This is a genomic window from Mesorhizobium sp. M1182 (assembly GCF_040318335.1).
In the GTDB taxonomy this organism is placed as follows: Bacteria; Pseudomonadota; Alphaproteobacteria; order Rhizobiales; family Rhizobiaceae; genus Mesorhizobium.
In genome coordinates, this window is record NZ_JAMYMD010000036.1 from 1 (window position 1) to 23982 (window position 23982).

Genomic DNA, 23982 nt, shown 5'->3' on the forward strand with positions numbered 1-23982 from the left:
GGTTCTCGACGGAGTTGTTTGAGCGCTACCAGCGTTCGGAGAAGGCATTGGTGTCGGCGCTGGTCGAGATGTACGTGCAGGGCGTTTCGACCCGCAAGGTGAAGGCGGTGACGGAGGATCGGAGCGAAGCGATTTGAATCGCTCGTGAGTCCCCACTTCGTCCGAAGCCATCAGGCTACTGTAGCCGACCGCGTCCGCAACAAGGATAGCAGCTAGTTTGCGCTGCACGTGACCCTTGACCATTTCTGCTCCGTGACGGGTGCGAGAAAGCTCCAGTCTACTTTGTAAAAAATGAGCTGTGGAGCGATTGTTCAGCCCGCGCTGAATGTCGCGCACTCTGCCGTCTTGCTTTGTCTAGATCGGGATTTCGGCGCTGCCTGCTCTTTCCGGTACGCCTTACGACGGTTTAGCGGAGTGTGGGCTGTGATTGTGCCAGGATTGTGATAGTCGAGTCACCGACTGTGGCTAAGTTGGTTAGCAAAATCAGCAGGTTACGGTGCCAATAAATTTTGAGGTTCGAGTCCTCGCCTTCATCTTCGTCTTTCAGGCGCCGAGATAGCAGCCAGCCCGCCCGCCTGCGAAGCTGGGGGACGCGGCTCGTCGGCAAAGAATTGTTCCGGCATCGCTGGCTGGGCGATACGCACCAGATCGTTGAGCGCGGAGCGGATTTGCGGCCAAGGAAACTCAGAGCACTCTTCCCACCCCTCGCCCTCGCGTAACACGGCATCAAGCTTGCCAGCCACGCCGGCGAGAGTCGTGGCGGCGATGGTTGAGAACGCTTCCAGCAGATCCTGCGCCCGGTCGCCAGCCTTGCACTCGGCCCTGAGCGCGGCAATGTACCCGGTCTCCTCGGCAGCCTCATCCCAGCGTGCCTGATGTGCCGCGAGACCAGCTTCGGCTTTCTGGCGGAGACCAGCCATATCCGGCCTTCTGCCTAGCAATTCATTGAGAGCCTCGATTGAGTGGATCGTCACATCCTCCCCCTCGGGCAGGCGGACCGTCGCCCGAGGAAAGCCGACGCTCTCGACAAGCCTCGTCTCGAGGCGCTGCTGCGTGCGGCAAAGCCGCTCGGTCAGCCGGTGGGCTGCCTGCCATTCCCGCCAAAGCGCCAGCGCTGGGTCGGAGAGGGACATCTTCGTCGCGGCAGCGTTGCCGGTGAAAGTACCTTTTTCAAGCATCAAAGCGGTGGACGTGATCATTCCTCCCGCGAGCACTTGCCTACGGGTGACGAAAGGCAGAGTCGTGGTATTGTCGGAATCAGCCATGATCCGAGCTCCTATCAGCTTGGTTATGGTTAGGTCGGGCTAAGCGTGTCAGCGCTCAGCTCGGCCGTTTTAGGGAATCTCATCATACAAATTGATTGACGTCAATCGGATTGTAGCCGTGGAAAATGCGCTAACGATAGAGCAGTGTCGCGGCGCTCGGGCGATGCTTGGGTGGAGCCAAGACGAACTAGCTAGAGCCGCAAATGTGGCTCGGCAGACGATTGCGGATTTTGAGCGTGGGGCGCGCATTCCGATCCCCAACAACCTGATAAGTATAAGGCAAACGCTTGAGATGGCCGGAATCGAGTTCTTGTCCGAGAATGGTATTCGTTTAAGACCCCGCGTCTGAGAACTGTCTGCTACTAGGCTGGGCCAATCGTTGCCGGCGATAGTTGCGAGCCAAAAGTGCCACGTGATGGGCGCTTTCACAGCCCCAGCCCGCGTTTTCTGCCAAAGCTCCATTCGATACCACCGCTGTTTTGCACGAGGCCAGTGATGTGCTGGCCGATGCGCTTCTCCAGCATTGGCTGCCACGGAACGAGCTGAAACCCGAGACCATCGTCCAGCATGGCGAAGCGCCCGCTGGCAAGACTGACCGGGCCGACAAGCGTGCCGCTGACATGGTTGCCGGGCTGGACGGGCACGAAAGTGAGGCCGCGCGCAGCGGCCATTTCCTTGCCGACGCGCGCGACCTCCTGACGCTCCAGCGTGGCAACAAGGTCGCGCGAGAAGGTGATGGTCCCGGTAGTCGCATCGCGTGCGGCATGGCCCATCCTGACGAGCTGGGCAGCCCGTCTGTCGAGAGCGTTGTCCACGTCGAGACCAAAGCCTGACCGGACCAGCGGCACGGGGGTCCTGGCCATCAGCTCCCGGTCGAGCCAGGTGGCACCGTCGCTGCCGATCTGCGCGTCGAGGTCAAGCGTCGAAAGCACGCGGACGGAGAAGTCCTTGCCGCGGTTCTGGCCATCGTAGGCGATGCCGCGCTCGGTCAGGTCTTCAGGCACGCGCCAGTGGTCTTCGTCGATACGTTCGACATGGCCCGCCCGCCGCAGCGCTTCGAGACGGCGGACATGGAAACGGACGAAGGCGTCCGGGTCCTTGCCCCGCTCCAAAAATGCCTCGCGGATTGCCTCCAGGTGTCTGCTCGGACGATAGATGCCGCCCTCGCCCGCTACTGCGCTGATGTTGCGGTCGGCCGCACGCGGCACCTCCTTCGGCAGGATCGGATCAAGCGCGATATGGCCGCGCTGAATGTCATCGAGCTTTGCCGCATCCGCGGTCTCGACATAATGGGTGCGCCCGTCCACGCCATCGATGACAAGCGACAGCCGGTCGCTCATCTCGTCGCCGGCGAGTCCCTTGGCGAGCACTCGGCCGACGATCGGCTCGGTTGTGGTCTGCCGGTGCATTGCGTATTGCGCCGCGCCCCGTTCATCGGCGAGGCCGTGCTCTTCCAGCGCCCGGTGCATGGTCTTGATGATATCGTTGCGCTCGCCAAGCGCCCGCAGCGTGCTTTCGGCTGCGTCGGAGATCACCCACCGGCCGGGCTCGATCTCGCTCGCCAGGCCGAAGTGCTCCAGTCTCTTCGCCCGATCGATCAGCAGATAACGATTGCTGGAAATTGTGTAGCTGTCGCTGGCATTGGGACGGAGATCGACAAGATCGTGCTCCCGCTGTTCGGCAATCAGCATGCGGTCGAGCGGGGTCAGCCGTTCGGCCCCGACCTCATTTGCCAGCTTGCGGGCGACCTCGATCTCGCTTTGCAGCCCGAGTTCCCGTTCCACCAGTTCGCTTGCCCGATGGCGGATGCCATGGGCGATGTAGTCGCCGGCGATGTTCAGGATCTTGCCGTCATCGGTGATGCCGCGCAGCAGCACATGGGTGTGCGGATGACCGGTGTTGTGGTGGTCGACGGCAATCCAGTCGAGGCGGGTGTCAAGGTCGGCTTCCATCTGCCGCATGAGATCGCGGGTGAAGGAGCGCAGATCTTCCATCTCGGCGGCATCCTCCGGCGCGACGATGAAGCGGAACTGATGCCGGTCACCGCGCCCGCGCTCGACAAAGGCTTTGCCGTCGGCCTCGTCCTCGAAGGCCGAGTACACCCTGCCCTTCTCGCCATCCCTGGTCACGCCGTCGCGCTGGAGATAGCGCAGATGCGCATCGACGGCCTTGCTGGTTGTCACAAACTTTTGGCCGCGCCCGCTCGCCTTCCCTCGCCCCGGCAGCTTGACGACGCGTGCCTTTACCACGACGCGGCGGGAGCGAAAGCGGACGCCATTGGAGTCCTGCTTCCACCCGCCGCCGTCCTTTGGCAAATCTGCCGCCATCTTGCCGCCGCGGCCGCGGGCGTTGAAGCGGCCGCTCCCCTTCCCGGCGCTCCTGCTTGCGCCGATGCGATAGGGATTGCCGCCCTGCTTGCGGATCGCGATCTCGACCTGGCGCACGAAGGGCAGCGTCCGCGAATTGACCGGCGCGCCGCCATGCCGCATCCGACCGGTGCGAACCTGGAATCTGTCGCTGTCACGATCTGCCATGACGACAGCATCGGGAATCAGATTCCGCGCTTCAAGATGGCCGGAGCGCATAGCGTGCTACGGCGCGCAAAGACTTGTTGTGGCGAAGAATGGCGGATCGCACATCGCTGCGGCACGATAGTTTTGCTTTTCAGATCAACAGAATAGCCAATAGCCGTGAACACCGCACCTCGCGTCGTCTCGCGTTGCGTCGGCGTCCGCTCGAAAAAACAATGTGCAGACAACAACTTACGAGCGAAGCGAGGGCGAGCGCCAGCTCGCTTTATCTTGTCTTACTAATCGGGCCCCTAATGTCAACTACAATAATGGCTTTCCAGCTGCATGACATCTCCAATTCTACTTCATAGTCACTGTAAACTCGTGCGCACTTCTTGCAACCACGCTTCCCTCGGCAGGGTCCCTGCGTTACTACGCGCTCGGCTCAAATCAGCCGTCGCATGCTCTCCTTCGGGCCGCATTGATGGCCTCATGACGAGACGGTCCTAGCGATCACGGCGCATTCATCCCGGTGGCGGGCGGATGCCGGCAAGATAGCGGACTCAGTCTCATCCAACGCCCTGCCAGGGCGCCGCCCGTGCGCACGGGAACTCTTCGAACTCAGATCTCAGGACCTCCTCTAAACTGTCGAGACGCGCCCATCGTCAAGCCGTTCTCAGCGCCTTCAGCGTCGCGCGCATCGTCGGCGTGACAACCGCCCCGGCGCCTGGATCGAACACACTACCGTCAACCCACATACGGTGCAGGATGGCGGCAAGCTTGCGGGCGACTGCTGTGATCGCGCACAGCATCGAGCGCTTCTTGGCGATCTTGAGCCCCCACCCCTTGAGTGCCGAGCCGCGGCGCGAACGCAGCAACATGGCCGCTGCCGCCTCGCACAGCGCCTCGCGTGCAGTCATGTCGCCCTGCTTCGTGATGCGTCCCGTGAAGTCGATCGAGCTGCCGGACTGATGACGTCTCGGCGTCAGGCCAAAATGCGCGCCGACAGTGCGGGAGCGGCTGAATCGATGCGGATCATCGATCGCAACCTTGTACGTCAGGGCAGCTACCGGTCCGACCCCAGGCACGGTCATGAAGCGCCGGCAGACAGGATCGGCAGCGACCGCATTTAGCAACATCGTGTGCAATCGATCGTAGCCCTCAAGGACCGCGTTACGGACCGCCAGCAAGCTGTCGATCATCCGTTCGAAGACGAAATCGGCGCCGTCCAGCAGTTCGCGCGCGCGGGCCTCGAACTCGTGCCGGCCGATCGCGCCAACCTTCAAGCCATGCACCCGCAGCGAGCCGCGAATATGGTTCTCGAGATCCACCAACTTGCGCTTGAGAAGCTTGCGATTGGCCAGCATCGTGCGAAACCGCTGGTTCTCCACGCCCTTGACGTGGACGGCACGAAACCACCCCATGCGCATCATCTGCGCAATGCCGCGCGCGTCGTTCTTGTCGGTCTTGTTGCGCATCGCGCTCAGGCTCGTGCGCATGTGACGGGCCTCGACGACAATTACCGGCAGCTTCCGCAATAGCAGCTCACGCGCCAGCCAGACGCCTATCGAAGACGCCTCGATGCCGATGCGCTGAGCGCGCTCCACGTAGCCCTTCAGTGCGGAGTGGAGCGCGTCCGGATTGCTCTCCACCTTTGTCTCGAATACGATCTTGCCGTCGCAATCGACGATGCAGATGCTTGTTTCATCCAGCGATGCGTCAAGTCCAATGTAAACCGGGTTGTTCATGAGTCTCTCCTGACTGCAGTGAACAAATACGCTGTCAGGCTCTCAGATTCCTTGCGCCGCTACCACTCTCGGCGGTCGATCTTAAGGGCGAGCCCGATTAGGAGAGCCGTCCCTCTTTGTTTGCATGTTTGCACGCCCTCTCGCCCTCTCTCGCCGTCAACCCTCCCACTGCAACCCCCGCAACGCAACAAGCCGAAATGCATTCGACCGGGAGTGTCACTATCAACGTAACGCTGTAGAAGGGCGCTGGACCAAATGGCTATCTGCGGCGGGTCTCTCGCCAGACACCGGTTCCACCGACAAGTTATCCAGCCGTGGCTCGACCGCAGTTAAGTCAACTACGGCAAAGTTTGTGGAAGACTGAATGTTGGGCGGATGGATCGCCGCGAGCACTGTCTCTGCCGCAACATGCGCGCCACAGTCGCCATGCATTGCAAAGACACTCCGGGTGTCGCCCGTGCGCGCGAAAACCAACCAATGAAGTGCGTTCGCCCTGCTGCATCCTCGCCGTGAGCGCATCGGAATGGGAACCGCAGCAATGATCAGCGGTGCCCGTTTCCTAGCGTAATCGACCGTCTCGCGGCGGTGGGCGGCCGGCGCGACATGCTCTTGATTTCGCCATGATCGGAATTGTAGGCGGCGAAAACGCCGTCGCAGCCGAAGCGGTCGAGCTTCTCGCGGAGATGCGCTGTACGTGCAAACATATTGTCACGCGGTTGACAACGGTCGTCGCCGACGCGGACTTGATGCGCAGCTCCTGCCATGTCGGCGGCATGATCTGCATCAAGCCCATCCTTGCTGCACACCAGATGAACATCGCCAACGCTCTCGACATGCATTATGACGCGAAGCAACCGCTCGGGCGATGGCGAAACGTTCGCGGCTTCCCGGATATGTCGCGATCATGGATCAGCGGATAAAATCGTGCTGCTGGAGCGCTCAGCCGCTCACTATCCGCTCAGGTTCTGCGTAAACAACCGACGCTGAAAGGGTGAGCCAAGCATGCAGACATCATCGTCATGCTGCTGCGGACGACAGTGCATATATCACGCTTCTGATGCGTCGACAGCCTGCGGCCGTGCTCGCTTCCGTCAAGAGCAAGGCTTCGCCGGCCGGACTTGCTTGCCGCAAATTGCGCCGCGATGGGCGTTCTCCGCCATTGGCAAGCGTCCGGCCGCCTGACCTTCGCTGCGCGCGGCGCCCGCCTGACGGGCGATCGGTCGAAGGGCTTGACCGACGCCCGATCGATCGAAGAGCTTGACGCAGCAGAAACGCAGTCGGAGCACCCGACCAGCTTCGTTCATTGCGCCTCGATAGCGGCTCCAAAACAGACTCCGTGCGTCCTTGTCGGCGTCGACTGGAACAGATTGGGGCGGACCGGTTGCGTGAAGACGGTTGTCGATCGAGAGAGATAGGCGCCGACCTTGTCGCGGTGCGATTCCACGCTGCACCAGCCCTCCATGCCTTCGCAGCAGACGCGATGGTCAGGCGCGTTTTCGGCACGGTTGCTGCGAGCCTTCACGGCTCGATCGGGGCCGGATCGTTGGAAACATTCGGCACTGGAAAGGTGGCGTCGGCGCCCAATAGGACCGCGCGACCGATGATCGAAATTTTGGAAGCACGGAAATAGCAAAGCTCAGGTCGTCGCATAATCCCACGGGTGAGAGGCGGTGCCTCGCCCGGGGTGAGGCACCGCGTGTCGATCAGCGGGACCAGATGAGCTTGTGCTCGCCGTTGTCACTCTGGACCAGGGTCGCGTAGACCGGGGCCGTGAAGGAGGGGTCGTCGAGCTTGACCGAAACGTAGTCGGCGCCGGTGTCCTTGGCTGCCTTTCTCCAGCCTGCGCCGAGTTCGACGCCATTGGCGGCGACCCGGTAATCGGGGCCTCGCTCGTTGTCCTTGGCGACGGGCCGGATGGTCGCCTTCATGTTGACGTTGAGGGTGCGGATCGTGCCGGTAAAGGCGCCATCGTCGCTGCGGGTGAAGATGCCGATTTGAGCCATTGTGGTATCTCCTTACTGTTCCTCGAAGCCGCCCAGCGCGGCCTCGATAGCGGTCTTCAGGCGACGGGACGGCCGGCTTGCACCCGTAGGGCCGCAGCGTGAGCGGAGGGCGGCGGCAGCCGAGCTTCTTGGTTCGCGAGGAATGCGCCTCAGCGCAGGGGAAGAAGGTCAGCGAAGCCGTTGGGGGCCTCAGGCCGGTCTGGCGCCAGACCAGCCATGCAGAGAGGCCGCCTGGGCAGCTCCGGGGCACAGTCGCCCGGGAGAGACCGGCGCGGACCAGCTCCGCCGCGGCAGAGCGGCAGAGCACGCCCGCACACGATCCGCCGCGCCATAGCGCCAAGGCGGCCACCGCCAGGGCGATGGCTATGACGGTCCTCTCCACGAGGAGCTACTCGGCCTTGAGCCCGATGATGAAGCTGGCAAAGCTGGCCAACACGAGGGACTGCTCACTGAGGTGTCGAGCCGGTACAGCCGCACTCGTCCTACGGCGCTGCGTGCGCCAGCAATGAAGCGATCAACGCAAATGGCGCCCTGAACCGACCGCGACGCAACTCCGGCGGAACGATGACCTCGACCGTCTCCAGCTCCAGATTTTCGCTAGGATCCATGTGGAGGTAGACTTCGGTCGTGCGGATGTCGGCGTGACCGAGCCACAGCGCCACCTTCCGGATACTTTTTGAAAGGCGTGCCCACTGTAGGACTTTGGAGACTTCCGTGTCGGCCCTTTGGTCCTGAGCTTTTCAAGTTCCAGTCTGCCTTTATGCGACTTTCGAAGCACAGATCGTGAACATAAGAGGCGCACTGAGGCATGTTTTTGTCGTCGACCGCCTTTTTGGCAAGTTTCCGGCGATGAGCGCATTTGGTAGACGAGTGCCCGTCGTTCTTGACGTATCCCGCAAACGCGGAGCATATCAAGTGCTCAAGTTCTCGCGTAGAAATCGAAAAAGTTCTCTGATATGCAGGAGGACCTCGCAAAGGAACGCAAGGCCACAACGCGCCTGTGGGCCAAGCGGGAGGCTCAAATACAAGGCGTAATCGAGTCGACCGTCGGGATGTACGGCGATTTGCAAGGTATCGCTGGAAAGGTGATGCAAGAAATTGAGGGCTTGGAGGTTCTGGCCATCGAAGCATCTCTGCCCGATGCCGAATAGGCAATCGGCATGGAGCAACAGAAAAAGATTGGCAATCTGGAACGGCTAGCCAGACGAACAGGGGACGGACCAACACGCGCACGACGCGGGATGCGTTGCCATGGCCGCTGTGCAGAAACAGGCATCGCAATAGTTCCAATGCATTCGTTGCGTTTGGCGCAAACCGCCACTATGAAACGGACAATTTCGCCGACTGTCTTTCAAGCCGCCATGAGAGTTTCGTGACAGAAGAAGCTGAAAGCAATGCCGACAACCTGATCGAACTCACTGCCGACGTCGTCTCGGCCTATGTCTCGAACAATCCGGTTCCGGTCGGTGACTTGCCGGCCCTCATCAGTCAGATTCACGCCGCATTGATGGGCACCGCCGGCGGCGGTGCTGCGCCGGATAAGTCCCGGGCTCTCAAGGCTGCCGTGCCGATCAAGAAATCGGTCACTCCGGACTACATTGTCAGCCTTGAGGACGGGAAGAAGTTCAAGTCGTTGAAACGCCATCTCGCGACCCACTACAACCTGACGCCCGACGAATATCGCACCAAATGGGGCCTGCCAGCGGACTATCCGATGGTCGCGCCGAACTATGCCGCAGCGCGCTCGGCATTGGCCAAGACGATGGGGCTCGGCCGAAAGCCGAAAGAACCGGAAAAGCCGGCGCCGCTGAAGCGGACGCGCAAGAAGACCGCGGCCTGATTGCTGCAGATCCATCGGCCTATGTAGCCCGGACACAAAATAGGCGGGAGTAACCAGCCTTCCACAGGCGAAGCTGGGGTTGAACGCTTACCAAGGGTTGCCGATCAGACACTCTCAAGTTTTGGTGCGAGAATAAAATCGAAAACGGGCTCGGGCTGGTCAGGCTTTGGTTCTGGCAAAACCCGGGAAGTTACGGCTGCTTCGGCATATTCTGCAAGCGCGGCAGGTGTCATCCCGAGCGCAGTCTCAAAGAGCCGGCTCGGCACCGTCACCACCTGACGAAAAAGCGCGGCAGCTCTTGTGGCATGGCGTACGGCAGCGACCCGCTTTCCCTCGCGTATTTTTACCCCGGCCGCCGCCAATAGGATCAGTCCCTTGAAGAACAGGCGGTGCTGGGTGCTTCGTTTCGCAGCGTGCCAAAGAGGCTCCCAAGCCTCATGGGCTTCCCAGTAATAGCCATGGTTGAAAAGGTCGATTCCCCATCGAAAGACATCCGAGCCTAACGCTTCCCCAAGGGCGACGGGTCGGCGGCGTCGGCGTCGCCAAAAAGCTGGCGGAACTGCTCGGCCTCGGCCCGGATTGAGGCGAGCTCCAGGCTCTCAATGGACTCGCTGGCCAGAACGCCCTCAAGAAAACCCAGCCAGTATGCCTCGACTTTCCGACCATTGCTCTTGGCGTGTATTCGCCCAAGCGTAGATCCGCCGTGCTTTAACTCCGCCATCATCCCCTCCCTGAACAGCAGTTTGTGAAACATATTTGCGACCAGCCTTCGGCGCAATGACATCAACTCACAAATACTGACTTGCCCCGGATAGAGATTTATGACGACCTTCGGCCGGACCGTGAGCGCAATACCAAGGAACTGGTAGAAGCGCTCGCCGACATTGCGACGGCCCGTTCGATGCGCGATCTGCAGCGCTACAGCAAACAGCGTCAGGTCCACTGCGCTCTACGAGTACCCATGCTTAGGGGGGCTATCCCGTCCAAGCCGCGGAACTCGGTCGCGCCTTGCGCCATGAAGCAGTGGTTTGGGGTCTGATCATCGCCGGAACCAATGCGCAATCTAGACAATCCGGACATTCCGGACTATATATGCGGCATACGCAATGGAGGCAATCATGGTCGCAACAGTCCGAAAGTCCGAGGTCGCCAAGCAGGTCACTATGAGCAGCGCTGCGGTTGCCGACATCCTCGACGTGCTGGCTCGACATAACCCGGGAATTTCCAGGGCGGTGCTGAAAGGCAAGAGCAGGCTCGTGGCCGCGGTCACGGCGGCTACCGTTCGGCTTTCCGACGAACAGCAGCGCCAGATTCTCGCTCATGAGAAGAAGCTCGTCGAGGCGATGGGAACGGTCGCAGCCGATCTTGCTGGTCATGACGATCAGGGGCTGGTTCAGGTCGACGTCAAGCTGCCCGTCGAGGTTAGTCAGGGCGATGGCCTCGGCCAGGTGGTGGATATCGAGGAGGGGCGGCGGCGGCTTGCCGCTTTTGCGACGCCGCTTCGCCTCGAAGATTGGGCGGGACCCGTTGCTGGGCCCAGCGAGATCGAGAAGGCGTTTGGCACCCGCCGATCGACCTTGCACGACTGGCACAAGCGCGGCGCGGTCATCGGACTGCTCAAGGGTGAGCGAAAGCATGTCTTTCCGATGGCTCAGTTCGTCGACGGCCGGCCGGTCGAGGGTATGTCCGAGGTCTCGAGGATCATCGGCAATCCCCGTGTTGCCTGGCAATGGCTGGTTCAGCCCAAACCCAGCATCGGGGGAACGCCGCTCGACCGGCTCAAGCAGGGGCATGTGTCCGAAGTTCTCGATGCAGCAGAACGTGATTTTGCCTGATCGTGAAGCTGGATCCAAAAGTTGTCGCGGACCTTGCGCTTCCGTTCTGGCCCAAAGCCTATCTGCGCGTGATGCCCAAGGCTCATGCCGCGACGCCGCTCGGCATGGGGTTCGGGCAGACGCGTTTCGCGGCGCCGGACAATTCGTTCCAGTTGGTCTATCTCGCTCGCAATCTCGCCACGGCGATCGCTGAGACCATCGTCCGCGACCGATTCGAGGGGAAAGCCAAGCGCGTTCTCGACATTACTGAAGTCGAGGACTGGGTTGCGTCGGAAGTATCGGCCAGAGAGCCGCTCACGGTCATAGACCTGCGCACGACGGGCTTGCTCAAGCTCGGCGTGACGACCAATGCCGCACGTGCCAAGCAACAGGCCGCCGGCCGCCGTCTCAGCAAGGCGCTCCATGACCGCTTCGCTGTCGATGGCGTGCTCTATTCTTCTCGCCTGACGTCCGCTGAGTGTCTCGCCGTTTACGATCGTGCCGTGAATTCCAAGCTGCAATCAACTGCGGCAGTAAGCCTTGCGCAGCACGCTGGGCTGATCGCCGCTCTGACGGCGATAAATGTATCGGTGAGGGGGCTCGCATAAATAGAGTCGACATTGGCGAGTCAAATCTCAGGCTCTATGGAAAGCTGAGCGCAAGCTATCGCGACTTTGCGCATGCGCTGCACTGTGCCGACCATATCCTGAAGAAGAAGCTGAACGGGTGGCCCTGGTCGCGGCGCGGCAATATTTACAAAGAACAGACGGCCTACACGACATCGCTCGTCGTATCATACTGCCGACCTTTCACACACAGCCATGGTTGGCCTCAGTTTCCGAATGAGCTTGTGCAGCGCACCGATGACGAGAGCGAGCTGCACGAGCGCCTGCGAGCCTATCGAAATCAGATATTTGCGCACACGGACTCGACACATTTCGAGTATCGGCCGGTGTCCTGGCCGGCAATTGATACGGTCATAACGACCGAGCCGGCATACCGTCTATCACATTGAAGGCACTCCCTGGCGGCTTGGCGGTCAGCTGCTCCTGGAACTTGGCGAAGTCGGCTACCTCCCAGTGCTCGGCGAGCTTTCCGTCGGCGATCCGATAGAATTGAAAAGCAGCGAAATCGACGCGATTGCCGGTCGCCTTGATCTCACCGAAGTCATTTTCACCTGGGTGCCGCTGACGCGATTCATGACCGCCACCCGATCGCCCTCGCCGATGATCTGCTCGATGGTCCAAGTGAAATCGGGAAAGCTGGACTTTAGGCCCTCGAGATAGCCGCGGATGACGTCGATGCCAGAGGATTGTTCATTCAGCTTGTCACCATAGTCCTGCGAAACAATGTCGGCGAGCTGGGTCAGATCACCGGAACATATCGAAATAGCGGCGGACGATGGCTTTATTGGCATCAGAATCGGACATGGGCTGCTGTACCCGGTTCCATTCGCTGGCAGGCTGCATCGTCGGCAGTGACCGTGCTGAGCCGCCTGTGACTCGAAGAGTCGAGTAGATGAACGAGCGCTGGCCACGGCGAGAGGCGGTCGCTTGGAGGGCGGTAGGTCTGGAAGGTTTGGCTTTTGTCTCGCTGGCCGAGAGGGACTTCATGCACGAGCGCAGCAACGGTTCAGGTGGAAAGCGTTTGGTCGTTGCCAAGACCATCGGCGACTTCTGAAATAGCGAGCGGGCGTGCTGGTCCTTCAGGGGATAATTCCCCGAGGGCCCCGGCGTAGCTGAATCTGGCGGGTACCGCAGCATTTCTTGAACTTCATACCTGAACCGCAAGGACATTGATCATTGCCGCCGAGTTGCAGCCGGCCGACCAGGGGCAGCAGCGCTGCTGAAGGCAGGAGCGCTGCCGCAAGGGCAGCCAACTTGCCCGAGATTCCCGGTACGACGAGGCGACGACCGGATTTGAACCCTCGCCACGCCCGTTCGGCCACATACTCCGGATCCACCTTGGGCAAGATGTTGAAGAGCGCCGTCTGATTGGCGCCTGATCTTGCGAGAAACTCCGTCGACACCGGGCCTGGTGCAACGCATGTGACCGTCACACCGGTTCGGCGCAATTCCTGGTGAAGCGCCTCTGAGAAGAAGCGCACGAAAGCTTTGCTGGCGAAGTACAGAGCCATATAAGGCCCGGGAACGAACCCGGCCACGGAACTGAGATTGAGCACCCCGCCCCGTCGGCGCGCCACCATTCCCGGCAGAAAATGGAGGGTCAGTTCTGTGAGGGAATGTATGTTGAGATCGATGATGCCCAGTTGATCATCAATAGGCAGCGCCGTCGTCGCGCCCCGCAGGCCATAGCCGGCGCTGTTGACCAGGACATCACAGACCAGGCCGTGTGTGGACAGAAAGCCCTCCATGCGCGTCGGCGCATCGCCTGCCACGAGATCCAACTCGAGCGTGAATGCCTCGCCGCCCGCCTCCCTAACCTCAGACGCCGCGGCGGCCAAACCCTCGGGCGAGCGGGCAACCAGCACAACCGCACCGCGCTCCCTTGCCGCGACGCTCGCAATCGCCCGGCCAATTCCACCCGAGCCGCCAATCACGACGATAGCTGGCCGGTATTCACAGTGCGAAATCACGTCGCGTTCCTCTGTCTTGCAGGAGCGGAAACTCCTTGACCGAGCAGCATCACTTCATTGGCGACAGTGCCGTTCAGGATCTTTTCGAATCTCTCCAGTGCTCGTGCGACGTTCGCTCCATCCATGACCCGGTGATCGTAGTGGATGCGGACATTCACCGATCCGTCTTTGCCGATCGGACCGTAGTTCAGAAGCGTGGTCAGTGGTGTCAGCGGGTTGAGTGATTCCGCACCGAGACCAGAATAGACCGACAGTTGGAAGGTACCGAAGTAATTTGCCCTTTGCCGGGCGATGTTCAACCCTAGCCACATAAGCAGCCACCTGACTGGCGCGGGCGCACCTGCCACCCGCAAGGCACGCCGAAACTCCGGGACCTCCAGGATCGGCCGTGATCGAGCCGCATGGATGGATCCCTCAAGTTCCGTGATGGAGTAGCGCTCCGGGCACTTGATGCAGCTCAGCAGAACGGCCGGCTCGCCATCATATTCGCGCTCGTGGGCAATCGAGGCTACGCTTGCCGGATACTCATAAAGCTGCGGCCAGGGCAACTTGACATAGGCGCGCCGCAGCTCCGGCATCTCTAGGGCAAGAAGCGCATATCCTTTCAGGAAGATCGCGGTCCAGGAGGGCCTGGTCTGCTGCGCCATTCTAGCCCTTACGAGTGGGCTGAGGTTCATCTGACGCTGCACCGCGACCCGTGGCACGCCGATCGAAAACCTCATCAGATCGCCAACAAGGCGCCGGGGCGCGGAAAGCTTGAGGGCTCGGCCTCGCATAAAACGTACCTCTAATAAAGATAAGGGACTATTCGCCTGGTCTTTTCCATATAGGCACGGTATTGCGGGCCGAAATTCTCCAGCATCATACGCTCTTCCTCGTCCACTCTCAGCAGGAAAAGGACTGCGAACCCAATCAAACCCGATATGCCCGCAATCCAGTTCGCCAGCAAAAAGACCTGGCCGAGGCCAATGAGCAGGAACGAGGTATACATCGGGTGGCGGACCAAAGCGTATGGTCCGGCGCAGATGAGTTCATGCCGTTCGCGAATCTCCAGCGTAATCGACCAGTTCCGGCCAAGTTCCTTATGGGATCTGCGAAAAACCCATAGCGCGGAGCAGAAGATGATTGTGCCGAGAGCCACGGCCCAAACGCTGGCCGGGTGGTCAGCCGCTGCGGGCATGCCGGTGACAACATAGAAGGCAGGCAGGATTGCGAGGCCAAACAGAGCAGATGCAAGCCCGACGATGTCGGAACGTGAGCGGTAGCCAGTTACAATTCGCACGCGCCTTGCCCGGCGCTCGAAGGGATACCGAATCACGTACCAAGCAACGATGCCGATCACCCAAATGACCTCGCCAAGTGAGGCTGCCGCAATGCTCACTTCAGGTCACCAGCGCCCTTTCTGCGATCGCGACTGTAGCAGCTGCCCCTGAGTATGGCCACTTCACCCATCGTCTCGATTTCGTCACCGGCCGACCTTCAGGCGCAGCGATCCTCTCCGAGTTAGCCCGCAGACGCGAAAGCCGGAGGGGCAGTACCGATCGCATTCGGTCCCATTCATCCCTCGAATCTTGGTTATGTATTCATCTCCCGAAGCTCGGTTATGAATTGTTGCGGCCGGAGCTGAATGGCGGGAGTCTTATATCCCATGGAATGAGCGATGTCCGCCACGAAGCCGTTGCAGTTCAAGACCGTCGCCTGCCAGACATGCGAGCTCGCCTGCAGCTTGCGGATGTAGGCAACGACTTTGTCGTATTCGGCCCGGGTCAATATGATTTGCCAGCTTGCGGATCTGTATGGTTCTTCCAGATCACCGTCGCTCCACCCGGTTTCGGCTGGCACCGGCACGATATGGCCCAGAACATAGGGAACCGCACTGTTCGAAGCCGGGTGAAGGCCCGCGACTTGGGGATCGATCATTCTCCCGGCCCGGTCCAGGCGCCCAAAAACTGCGTAGGTGTGGCCGTAGCTTAGGGCGTAGCGGGAGCGGAACTCGATGAAGTACCGCTCGTCGTTTTTTTGAGGCGCAGCTCCGCCATCGGCATAAGATACGAAATTCGGCTGGGGCGGCAGGTCTTTCGTCTGACATGCCGCTGCCGGGAGGGCCACCAACGCCACAAGCAAGAGACGGCTACTTAGAAGCGTCATCGCCGCGTCCATTCCCGAACTTCACAAAGCACAGACCTAATAACGGCCTATGCTCGCCAACCGCTATGAAGCCGGCCAAAGCCCCGGCTGCGTATGTATGGGGAAGGGCTTGGCACCCCTTCCCCATACAAGCCGGTCCTTACTTAATCACTGGTTGCTCTACCGGAGCGGGTGCCGGAGCCTTACCCTTTCCTTTGCCGATCCAGTCGTTCGCGCAGCCGCTCAGGCTGGCAACGGCGAGCACAGCAACCATTGCAATCAATATCCTGTTCATCAAGCAATCCTTTCCCCGGGGGCGGAATAGCCTATGGAATCGCCACAACTAAAACGATATGCAGCCCCGCGAAGTTAGCTGCGATCTACACCAACGCCTAGTGCAGAAATGACACAGTTGGCACCCGGTTGCCGGCGGCACCTTTGCGGTGACGTGCTGGCAGGGTTCACCATCCAACGAAGATCAGGCCTGCCCACCATCAAACAACCACCACCGTCGTGCCCAAAGGAGTACGGTCGTAGAGGTCAATGACGTCGTCATTTATCATACGGATGCACCCGTTCGATACCGCTGTGCCTATCGTCCATGGCTCGTTTGTACCATGTATCCGGAAGTGGGTGTCGCGCCCGTCTCGATAGAGATAAAGGGCACGCGCACCAAGCGGGTTGTTTGGTCCGCCAGGGACCCCCCCTGCATACTGCACCAGGCGCGGCTTGCGCTGCATCATGCTGGCGGTGGGTGTCCACGACGGCCAGTCCGCCTTGCGGCCGACGGTCGCTGTACCCTTGAAGGAAAGTCCCTGCTCGCCGACGCCAACGCCGTAGCGCGTCGCCCACCCGTCAGACTCGACGGCATAGAGAAAACGGTGCGAAGTATCGACGACGATCGTTCCGGCCGGCTCGTTTCCGTCGTACCGCACATGCTGCCGTCGGTAACGAGGATTCAGGCCACGCCTTGGTCCGAACGCGGATGAAATCGACGTGCATCCGGAGATCATCAGAGCCAGACTACCCAGCACGAGCCCCCGGCGCGCAATGTGGTGTTCTTCCATTTGTACCTGCTAGGAAACTGGTCATCTACCGCCGCCCTCGTCTCTACCATTCCGAGGCCTGCGGGCCAAGTCTCGCTGTGTGGTGGCAAAAATGAATTCACAGGATTAAACAAGCGAATTGGAGCGAAACTTCTTGCGATGACCGTCTGCCTCTGTTCGGTTATGTCAGAAATGGCATAGGACAGAGCCGATGAAGCCTGACTTCCATGGTAAAGTCGCGATTGTGACCGGCGCAGGCTCCGGAATAGGTGCGGCTGTTTCACGGCAACTCGCGCAAGAAGGAGCCGAGATTGTTGTCGCCGACCTTGATGCCGAGGCCGCGCGCTGCACAGCCGCCGAAATAAGCTCGCAAGGAGGCAGGGCCTACGACTTTGCGGTAGATGTCACGGATGCGGCAGCAGTGGAAAAGCTGATCGAGTTCACTGTCCAGAAATGCGGCGGACTGGATATGGCGGTAAACAATGCAGGTATCGACGGCATTCGAAAAGCAACGGCAGACTATCCGATCGACAACTGGCACAAACTGATAAACGTTAATCTCAATGGCGTTTTCTACAGCATGAAGTACGAAATCGCCGCGATGCTGGATCGAGGCGGAGGTGCCATCGTGAACATGTCCTCTGTTCTCGGTTCCGTTGGCTTGCCAACTGCGTCCGCTTACACGGCAGCGAAACACGGGGTCGTTGGATTAACCAAGGTTGCGGCGATTGAATATGCTAGGATGGGCATCCGGATCAATGTCGTCGGCCCCGGCTGGATCGAAACGCCTCTTTTATCGGAGCAAATGGAGGCATTAGCCAGCCGGCGCATGGCGGGTCTTCAGCCGATGGGCAGGCGCGGGAAACCGGAAGAGGTAGCGGCTCTTGTGTGCTTCCTGTTGTCCGACCAGGCCAGCTTTATCACTGGGAGCTACCATCTGGTGGACGGAGCTTACACCGCCCATTAGTGCAGTGGAGACCGGTAACTTCTCTGGGGTGAGCGCGGCCACGATTTGTTAGCGTCGACTGGGCCATCACCATCTCTTTGGTTTCGGAGGTAGTGATGGGAATGGAGTGGACGATTTCGATCGAAGGGACGAACGAATTCGGCGACATCTGTCGCCGAGAGGTCCGGATCGACAAAAGCGATGAGCGTCTGCGTGAAGGAGACCTGGGCCTGTCGATCGACGACGGCAAGAAGATCATGGCCACCCTGCAAACAGCGGTTGTGACCCAGGAGGCGGAAGCCTACACCCTGTTTCGACGGGTCTGTCCGGATTGCCACAATCTTCGGCAACCGACAGCAAGTTCCACGTGCGGGTGTCGGCGGCGTGATGCGGCATCCGTCCGCGGAGGGTATGAAATCGCGCAAAATCGTAAAGTGGCGCACAGCACGCGATTCGAACCGCCAACAGGCGCAGGGACTCAATTTAGCAAGTGAATTCAGTAGCAGCACTTGCGCGGCCTGAGACATAGGTGACGTTTTGTACCGGACACATGGGTAACACTTTTGGCTTTTGGCCGGAGGTGTTGATGCCGTGGAGAGAGTGTTCGGTGATGGAGGAACGTCTACGTTTCGTTGCCCGCCTTCTCGCGGGAGAAGGCATGAGCGATGTGTGCCGGGATTTCGGGATTTCGCGCAAGACTGGCTACAAGATCTTCAACCGCTATAGGGAGGAAGGGCTGGAGGCGCTTTGCGACCGCTCGCGGCGGCCGGTGAGGTACGCCAACCAGTTGCCCGAGCAGATCGAGCGGCTGATCGTCGAGACCAAGCGTGAGAAGCCGCATTGGGGCGCTCGCAAGATCAGGGAGTTGCTGGTCAGGAAGCTCGCCGGTGATGTGCGTATCCCGGCCAAAAGCACCGTGCATGCCGTGCTCGACCGTCACGGCCTTGTGAGCCAGGCCCGCAAGAGGAACCGGGCGAGCAAGGCCGTGGGCACGCCATTGTCGCAAGCCGCCGCCCCTAACGATCTGTGGTGCACCGACTTCAAGGGGGAGTTCAGGCTCGGCAACGGTAGCTACTGTTACCCCCTGACGGTCACCGACCAGATCTCGCGCTATGTGCTCGCCTGCGAAGCGCTTGAATCGACAAAGGAGACGCCGGTCATCGAGGCCTTCGTGCGGCTGTTCAGGGAGCGCGGCCTGCCCGCCGCCATCCGCTCCGACAACGGGCTCCCTTTGCTTCGCCTAACGGCCTCTACAATCTCTCGCGCCTGTCGGTGTTCTGGCTCAGGCTCGGCATCGTCATCGAGCGCATCCAGCCGGGCAACCCGCAACAGAACGGCCGCCACGAGCGCATGCATCTGACCTTAAAGAAAGAGACGACCAGGCCGCCCGGCATGAACATCCTCCAGCAGCAGGCGAGGTTCGACGCTTTCATCAGCGAATTCAATGAGGAAAGGCCACACGAGGCGCTCGCCATGCGCACCCCGGCCGAGCTCTACACGCCGTCCTCAAGAGCCTATGACGGCCTGCCGGAACTGGAATACCCCTTCCACGACCGCGACATCCTGGTTACCGCTTGCGGCCGCATCTGCATGCACAGGAAGAGGATCAACGTCTCGACCGTGCTCGCCGGTCAGAGGCTGGGAATCAAGGAGATCGACGACGGCATTTGGCTCGTCAGCTTCATGCATTACGATCTCGGGTATATCGACTTGGAACAGAGGACCTTGCAGACCATCGACAACCCGTTCGGCACGAGGTTGTCACCCATGTCTTAAGTACAATCTGTTACCCATGTCTCCGGGTTGGACAACTGTATTGGCGGTATCTCTCTCCCGACTCGAACCCCTGAACTCACACAACCATCCTATTTATACGCCGTGACCGCAGTTTACCGCAGGGCTTGATCGGCGCCCTTCCGGCGGAGGTTGATACAATCTAGATCCTGATCTCTGAACGGAAGTCCGTGCACCAGGGCGGACACATGCCGGCGGCGAGATCATGAAAAGCGACACCCTTTCCTATCCTCCTCGCGGCCTCTCTCGAGAAGAGGCCGCCCGATATATTGGCGTGGGCATAACCAAATTCGACCAGATGGTTGCTGACCGCCGCATGCCGAAGCCGAAGAAAGTTGACGGCCGCGTGATTTGGGATCGACTTAAACTCGAAGCGGCGTTTACCGAATTACATGGAGACGATGATGAGAATATCGTCGACTTCCTGTTGCAAGGGAATCATCGCAGGGAATAGATTCATTCTGCCATGACCGACAAATATCCAGGCCTCTCCTCCTATACCGATCGCCACGGAAAGCTGCGGTGGCGGTATCGGACGAAGGAGCGTGTGGTCAGTCTGCCGGCCCCCAATCAGCCGGGTTTCAAGGAGGCGTACCAAGCAGCGGTCGAGGGCCGGAAAGTCCCTAAAGCTCCCGTCGTGCGTATGCCTGGAGTCGCCCTGCCCGGGACGTTTGGAGCGGCCTTTCAACGGTTGAAGATCTCGGTCAAGTGGTTGGCGCTTGACGAAGCCAGCAAGCGCAAGAACACGCGGCTGATCGAAGAATTTTTAGAACTGCGCGTGGTCCCTGATCACCCGCTCATCTGGCGGGATGTAGCGGTTAAGAACCTTAGACGTATCCATATTGAAGAGCTTCTTGGCCGCTTCATCGCCACGCCCCACAAGGCCAAGCATCTGTTAGTGGGCATACGCAAGCTGGTCTATGTCGCAATGCGACAAGACTGGATCGAAATCGATCCGACAGCGGCGGTCGAGTGGCGGCCCGCCTATACCGGCTGGAAAGCGTGGCCCCGCGAAGCGATGGCGCAATTCGAAAACCGTTGGCCGCTCGGCACCGCGGCACGCACCTGCTACGGGTTGGCACTTTGGCTTGGCAATCGTCGCGGCGACGTTGCAGGGCTGCGGTGGGACCAACGGGTGACGCGTCGCGTCATCATTGACGGGGTCGAGCGTCAGTTCGACGGATTTGATATCGTTCAGGCAAAGAACAAGGGGCGGACCGGCGGCAAACGGCTCTTCGTGCCCATAACCCCGATGCTTTCGGAAATTCTCGACTCCGCTGACGAGCGCGGGGAAACCGTCTTGGTCAACGCTTATGGGCAGCCGTTCTCCGCCAAGTCACTGACTGGAATGATGGCGCACTGGTGCAAGCTTGCCGGTCTTCCGAAGGGCCTGACCCTGCATGGATTGAGGAAGTCGCTTGGCGTCTATCTGGCGGAGGCAGAGGCCTCAACCAGGCAGCTCATGGATGTGCTGGGTCACGACGACATCGATCATGCCGAACTCTATTCGCGCGAGGCATCGCAGGTTCGGCTGGCGGTGCAGGGCATGGATCGAGTCGTGCGTCTCGTGACGCGCAAGCCGATGCCTGGCGAACCTGTTGGCGAACCCCGTGGCGAACCACCCTATAAAGCATTGATAAATAACGATAATGGTGGGCCCGGAGGATGTGCTAGAAACGTCAATTTGATTGGGTTTTTCGTGGGCCAAAATCAGAAGTATTCCCGTATCGTTCCGTATGGTTCCGCGATGCTCTCACCATCGAATTGGCCGTGCCCTGCTTATATTAGTCCAACAGCAGCCCAACTTCGAAGGTCCGGCATAGCCTCCGCGTGTGTCGGCTGAGCGCACATCTTAGATCACGCGCGTCCTCCGGCGCGGCTCGGCCCTGCAACGGCGAATCTAGGACGATCCGCGCTGCTGTAACGTCGCACGCCCATAGGAATCGAGGACACGGGTGATGCTGCCAATCAGCAGGTCATACGCGACGGGCTCGATCCGACCTGCCGCAACCTCGGCATCGAGTTGCCCCAGATACTGGCTGATCAAAGGGCGGGGAATGTCCCTGTCGCCCAGAAAATCCAGCAGCGTCTGTGCCGCGTGCTGTGCGTCGGGCGTCGGCCAGTAGTAACGGATGCGGTCGCTGAAGGAGAAGTGCCGCTGCACGCGCTGCTCGTCCGGCGTACCCGGATAGTATTTCTGCCAATTGTCCGGCGAGGCAAGCATGACGCGCTCCATCGCCGCCGGTAGGCTTTCACGAGACGGGTCTGGCGCAAGCACGTCGGCGATGTGGCTCAGCCCGTACAACGCCTCGCGCAGCGCGAAGGTGAGCCAGGGTCCAACCTTGAGGATGGCGAAGCCGTCGCGCACCAGAGCCCCAAGGGCCTCGTTTGGCTGGTAGTCGGTCGAATGCGCCTCGAAGACGAATTGCGGCATGCGCCCGAGCACGGCGACCAGCTGCGTCGCCTTCCGCGGCGCGTAGGCGATGATCTCGGCATTACCGAATTCGACGCCCGGCTGGACGACGACGCCGACCGCACGCGCAAAGGCAGCATCGAGGCCGGCGCGCGAAAATGCCTGTCGGTGGATCTCGACGGTGCGCAGGGCGTCATCGGGTTCGGTGACATGCATATGATCGAGCGCTTCGAGCGCGCCGCCCGGCACCGGAACTTCGGTGCCGATGATGTAGACCGGTTTCTCGCCGCCAATGCGTTCGACCGCCGCCTCGGCGACGGCCGCAAGCGCGGCGGCGCGTGCAGCGATGGCCTCGTCGGCAAGCGCGGCTGGATCGTCGGCGCAAGCCATGCTGGTGTCGAGATGCAGCTTGGTGAAGCCGGCGCCGGCGTAGGCGTCGATCATCGCCTTCGCCTTCGTCATCGCCTCGGCGGAAGGAAGATGCTTCCACGGATTGGGACCGAGATGGTCGCCGCCGAGGATCAGGCGATCGAGCGGAAAGCCGGCCCTTTGCGCATGGCCCTCGACGAAGCTGCGGAAGCCGGCGGGCGTCATGCCGGTGTAGCCGCCCTCGTGATTGACCTGGTTGCAGGTCGCCTCGATCAGCACATCGGAACCGCGCGACGCGCCGTGGCGGAGCGCGGCCTCGATCACCAGCGGATGCGCCGAACAGATCGAGGCGATGCCGCCTTTCTCACCCGCGGCGCGCTTCACCGCGATGCTGGCAAATCTCTGCATCGCGGCCCTCACGGCCGGCCCCTCCCGGCGGTGGTTGCGAAAGCCTCAACCTCGGCCAGCGGAAAGATACCTTCCATTGGCCCCTTGCGAGTAACGGCTAGCGCGCCACACGCATTGGCGATCATGAGCGCCTGGGCGGGTGCCGCACCACGAAGCCAGAATGAGACGAAGGCAGCGCCGAAACAGTCACCGGCGCCGGTCGGATCGACCTCGTTGATGGCAAAGCCCGGCAAGGCCACCGTGCCGTGACGGTCGTGGAAGGCGGCGCCGTCGGCGCCCTTCTTGAGGACGACGCAGGAAACGCCGCGCTGCAGGAGATCGTCGACCGCGCCCTTTTCGTCGCCGGCCGACGAAAACAGGAACAGTTCGTTGCCGCTCGGCAGGAAGACATCGGTTTGCTTGAGCACTTGGTCGAGCGCTTCGCGCATGCCGGAGGCCTGCATGATCTCGCGGCGAATGTTGGGGTCGAAGGACACCGTCCCGCCCTTGGCCTTCACCGTTTGGATCGCCGACAACGCGACATCGGTGGCGCGGTCGGAGAACAGTGACGAGCCCATGATATGGACATGGTCGGCGCCGGCCAGCATGCTTGTCGCAGCGGCATCGATCCCGACCAGGCCGGCGGCGCTGTTGCGGATGTTGAAGACAAAGTGCCGGCTGCCATCCGCCCGGTAGGTGACGAAGGCGGTGCCCGTCGCGTGGCCCTTGTGAACCGCGATCGCCGACACGTCAGCTCCCAGGGTCCGCAGCCGCTCGATGTTCAACTGGCCGAAATCGTCCTCGCCGACCGCGCCGATCAGGCCGGCGGGTTGGCCGAGCGCTGCGGCCTGGCCGATGAAGATGGCGGGCGCGCCGGACGGATAAGGCCCCAGCAGCGGGCCCGGTTCGAGAAAGCTCTGGCCGATACGCTCGGCCATGATCTCGACGAGGATCTCGCCGGCTGAGACCAGCTTCTTCATCGCGGAATTCCTCCCGGCGTCTCGCTCTAGTCCGACTGCGGACTTCAGTCGCGCACAATTGTGCCTGGCGGCAACCGACATCCAGAGTCAATACGGCTTGCACTTTTTGCGCCAATTAATAAATTCACGCGTGGAATAATTTTG

28 protein-coding genes and 4 pseudogenes are annotated in these 23982 nt (G+C 60.7%); 13 read left to right on the forward strand and 19 right to left on the reverse strand.

Annotation, left to right across the window (positions count from 1 at the left end; translation table 11 throughout):
* Positions 1-119, forward strand: a pseudogene (locus NKH33_RS27820) (transposase); the annotation flags it as partial.
* 411 nt (positions 120-530) lie between these two features.
* Here NKH33_RS27820 and NKH33_RS27825 read toward each other — a convergent pair.
* Entirely contained in the window at positions 531-1265 is a 735-nt protein-coding gene (locus NKH33_RS27825; RefSeq protein ID WP_352922445.1) for a hypothetical protein, read from the reverse strand.
* 163 nt (positions 1266-1428) lie between these two features.
* Between NKH33_RS27825 and NKH33_RS27830 the strand changes: the two genes are divergently transcribed.
* On the forward strand, positions 1429-1614 hold the full coding sequence (locus tag NKH33_RS27830) for a helix-turn-helix domain-containing protein (RefSeq protein ID WP_352922532.1): 186 nt from the start codon (positions 1429-1431) through the stop codon (positions 1612-1614).
* Between the two features lie 76 nt (positions 1615-1690).
* Here the strand turns inward: NKH33_RS27830 and NKH33_RS27835 are convergent, their stop codons facing one another.
* The 6 genes from NKH33_RS27835 to NKH33_RS27860 form a co-directional block, all read right to left on the reverse strand.
* Positions 1691-3799 carry a DUF3363 domain-containing protein gene (locus NKH33_RS27835; RefSeq protein ID WP_352922447.1) on the reverse strand — a complete coding sequence of 703 codons (2109 nt, stop codon included), beginning with the start codon at positions 3797-3799 and terminating at the stop codon, positions 1691-1693.
* A gap of 641 nt (positions 3800-4440) precedes the next feature.
* A complete protein-coding gene (locus NKH33_RS27840; RefSeq protein ID WP_352922449.1) occupies positions 4441-5523 on the reverse strand; it encodes an IS110 family RNA-guided transposase in 1083 nt (360 codons plus the stop codon).
* 542 nt (positions 5524-6065) lie between these two features.
* Complete coding sequence (locus NKH33_RS27845) at positions 6066-6362, reverse strand: lysozyme family protein (RefSeq protein ID WP_352922452.1); 297 nt, start codon at positions 6360-6362, stop codon at positions 6066-6068.
* Positions 6363-6823: 461 nt separating this feature from the next.
* Positions 6824-7045, reverse strand: a complete 222-nt coding sequence (locus tag NKH33_RS27850) for a hypothetical protein (protein WP_352922454.1) — start codon at positions 7043-7045, stop codon at positions 6824-6826.
* 181 nt (positions 7046-7226) lie between these two features.
* Entirely contained in the window at positions 7227-7526 is a 300-nt protein-coding gene (locus tag NKH33_RS27855) for a DUF736 domain-containing protein (protein ID WP_352542906.1), read from the reverse strand.
* Between the two features lie 482 nt (positions 7527-8008).
* Complete coding sequence (locus NKH33_RS27860; protein WP_352922457.1) at positions 8009-8188, reverse strand: integrase; 180 nt, start codon at positions 8186-8188, stop codon at positions 8009-8011.
* A gap of 279 nt (positions 8189-8467) precedes the next feature.
* Between NKH33_RS27860 and NKH33_RS27865 the strand changes: the two are divergent.
* Positions 8468-8677: pseudogene (locus NKH33_RS27865) on the forward strand (DUF2130 domain-containing protein); the annotation flags it as partial.
* A 221-nt stretch (positions 8678-8898) separates the two neighbouring features.
* The gene (locus NKH33_RS27870; RefSeq protein ID WP_352922460.1) at positions 8899-9366 is read left to right on the forward strand and encodes a Ros/MucR family transcriptional regulator; all 468 of its coding nucleotides are present in this window, start codon (positions 8899-8901) and stop codon (positions 9364-9366) included.
* 104 nt (positions 9367-9470) lie between these two features.
* Here the strand turns inward: NKH33_RS27870 and NKH33_RS27875 are convergent, their stop codons facing one another.
* Together NKH33_RS27875 and NKH33_RS27880 are read right to left on the reverse strand one after the other, a co-directional pair.
* Entirely contained in the window at positions 9471-9842 is a 372-nt protein-coding gene (locus NKH33_RS27875; RefSeq protein WP_352922534.1) for a DUF309 domain-containing protein, read from the reverse strand.
* A 23-nt stretch (positions 9843-9865) separates the two neighbouring features.
* Positions 9866-10309: a hypothetical protein gene (locus tag NKH33_RS27880; RefSeq protein ID WP_352922462.1), complete on the reverse strand. Its 444-nt coding sequence runs from the start codon at positions 10307-10309 to the stop codon at positions 9866-9868.
* A gap of 175 nt (positions 10310-10484) precedes the next feature.
* Here NKH33_RS27880 and NKH33_RS27885 point away from each other — a divergent pair, with 175 nt between their 5' ends.
* Together NKH33_RS27885 and NKH33_RS27890 are read left to right on the forward strand one after the other, a co-directional pair.
* Positions 10485-11201, forward strand: coding sequence for an antitoxin Xre/MbcA/ParS-like domain-containing protein (locus tag NKH33_RS27885; protein WP_352922465.1), 717 nt, complete (start codon positions 10485-10487; stop codon positions 11199-11201).
* Positions 11202-11203: 2 nt separating this feature from the next.
* Complete coding sequence (locus tag NKH33_RS27890; RefSeq protein WP_352922467.1) at positions 11204-11788, forward strand: RES family NAD+ phosphorylase; 585 nt, start codon at positions 11204-11206, stop codon at positions 11786-11788.
* 369 nt (positions 11789-12157) lie between these two features.
* Here NKH33_RS27890 and NKH33_RS27895 read toward each other — a convergent pair whose 3' ends face one another.
* Positions 12158-12337 carry an ester cyclase gene (locus tag NKH33_RS27895; RefSeq protein WP_502906778.1) on the reverse strand — a complete coding sequence of 60 codons (180 nt, stop codon included), beginning with the start codon at positions 12335-12337 and terminating at the stop codon, positions 12158-12160.
* On the opposite strand from NKH33_RS27895, the gene NKH33_RS33320 reads away from it, so the two are divergent.
* The gene (locus NKH33_RS33320) at positions 12260-12466 is read left to right on the forward strand and encodes a hypothetical protein (RefSeq protein ID WP_502906779.1); all 207 of its coding nucleotides are present in this window, start codon (positions 12260-12262) and stop codon (positions 12464-12466) included. The two genes, NKH33_RS27895 and NKH33_RS33320, sit on opposite strands and share 78 nt — an antisense overlap.
* Here the strand turns inward: NKH33_RS33320 and NKH33_RS27900 are convergent.
* Positions 12406-12597, reverse strand: a pseudogene (locus tag NKH33_RS27900) (hypothetical protein); the annotation flags it as partial. The gene NKH33_RS33320 and the pseudogene NKH33_RS27900 sit on opposite strands and share 61 nt — an antisense overlap.
* A 101-nt stretch (positions 12598-12698) precedes the next feature.
* Between NKH33_RS27900 and NKH33_RS27905 the strand changes: the two are divergent.
* Positions 12699-12860: a hypothetical protein gene (locus tag NKH33_RS27905; RefSeq protein ID WP_352539229.1), complete on the forward strand. Its 162-nt coding sequence runs from the start codon at positions 12699-12701 to the stop codon at positions 12858-12860.
* A gap of 25 nt (positions 12861-12885) precedes the next feature.
* On the opposite strand, the gene NKH33_RS27910 is transcribed toward NKH33_RS27905, so the two are convergent.
* The 6 genes from NKH33_RS27910 to NKH33_RS27935 all read right to left on the reverse strand — a co-directional run bounded on the left by NKH33_RS27910 (position 12886) and on the right by NKH33_RS27935 (position 16970).
* On the reverse strand, positions 12886-13776 hold the full coding sequence (locus tag NKH33_RS27910) for an SDR family NAD(P)-dependent oxidoreductase (protein WP_352539230.1): 891 nt from the start codon (positions 13774-13776) through the stop codon (positions 12886-12888).
* On the reverse strand, positions 13773-14552 hold the full coding sequence (locus NKH33_RS27915) for a hypothetical protein (RefSeq protein WP_352539231.1): 780 nt from the start codon (positions 14550-14552) through the stop codon (positions 13773-13775). Before NKH33_RS27915 ends, NKH33_RS27910 begins: the two co-directional genes overlap by 4 nt.
* Positions 14553-14563: 11 nt before the next feature.
* Positions 14564-15151, reverse strand: coding sequence for a protein-S-isoprenylcysteine O-methyltransferase (locus tag NKH33_RS27920; RefSeq protein ID WP_352922536.1), 588 nt, complete (start codon positions 15149-15151; stop codon positions 14564-14566).
* A gap of 200 nt (positions 15152-15351) precedes the next feature.
* The gene (locus NKH33_RS27925; protein ID WP_352503882.1) at positions 15352-15924 is read right to left on the reverse strand and encodes a hypothetical protein; all 573 of its coding nucleotides are present in this window, start codon (positions 15922-15924) and stop codon (positions 15352-15354) included.
* 139 nt (positions 15925-16063) lie between these two features.
* A complete protein-coding gene (locus tag NKH33_RS27930) occupies positions 16064-16198 on the reverse strand; it encodes an ABC transporter (RefSeq protein ID WP_352503875.1) in 135 nt (44 codons plus the stop codon).
* 199 nt (positions 16199-16397) lie between these two features.
* Positions 16398-16970, reverse strand: a complete 573-nt coding sequence (locus tag NKH33_RS27935; protein ID WP_352503876.1) for a L,D-transpeptidase — start codon at positions 16968-16970, stop codon at positions 16398-16400.
* Between the two features lie 190 nt (positions 16971-17160).
* Here NKH33_RS27935 and NKH33_RS27940 point away from each other — a divergent pair, with 190 nt between their 5' ends.
* From NKH33_RS27940 to NKH33_RS27960, 5 genes and pseudogenes are all read left to right on the forward strand, one after another.
* Positions 17161-17916, forward strand: a complete 756-nt coding sequence (locus NKH33_RS27940) for an SDR family NAD(P)-dependent oxidoreductase (protein ID WP_352922473.1) — start codon at positions 17161-17163, stop codon at positions 17914-17916.
* A gap of 95 nt (positions 17917-18011) precedes the next feature.
* On the forward strand, positions 18012-18389 hold the full coding sequence (locus NKH33_RS27945) for a hypothetical protein (protein WP_352922476.1): 378 nt from the start codon (positions 18012-18014) through the stop codon (positions 18387-18389).
* Positions 18390-18481: 92 nt separating this feature from the next.
* A pseudogene (locus tag NKH33_RS27950) lies at positions 18482-19671 on the forward strand (IS481 family transposase).
* 223 nt (positions 19672-19894) lie between these two features.
* Positions 19895-20143: a hypothetical protein gene (locus NKH33_RS27955; protein WP_352922479.1), complete on the forward strand. Its 249-nt coding sequence runs from the start codon at positions 19895-19897 to the stop codon at positions 20141-20143.
* Between the two features lie 12 nt (positions 20144-20155).
* A complete protein-coding gene (locus tag NKH33_RS27960; protein WP_352922481.1) occupies positions 20156-21532 on the forward strand; it encodes a tyrosine-type recombinase/integrase in 1377 nt (458 codons plus the stop codon).
* Positions 21533-21589: 57 nt separating this feature from the next.
* Here the strand turns inward: NKH33_RS27960 and NKH33_RS27965 are convergent, their stop codons facing one another.
* The gene (locus tag NKH33_RS27965; RefSeq protein WP_352922483.1) at positions 21590-22879 is read right to left on the reverse strand and encodes a D-tagatose-bisphosphate aldolase, class II, non-catalytic subunit; all 1290 of its coding nucleotides are present in this window, start codon (positions 22877-22879) and stop codon (positions 21590-21592) included.
* Between the two features lie 8 nt (positions 22880-22887).
* Positions 22888-23838 (reverse strand): sugar kinase, encoded by a 951-nt coding sequence (locus NKH33_RS27970; protein WP_352773587.1) that lies wholly within the window; start codon positions 23836-23838, stop codon positions 22888-22890.
* Between the last annotated feature and the right edge of the window lie 144 nt (positions 23839-23982).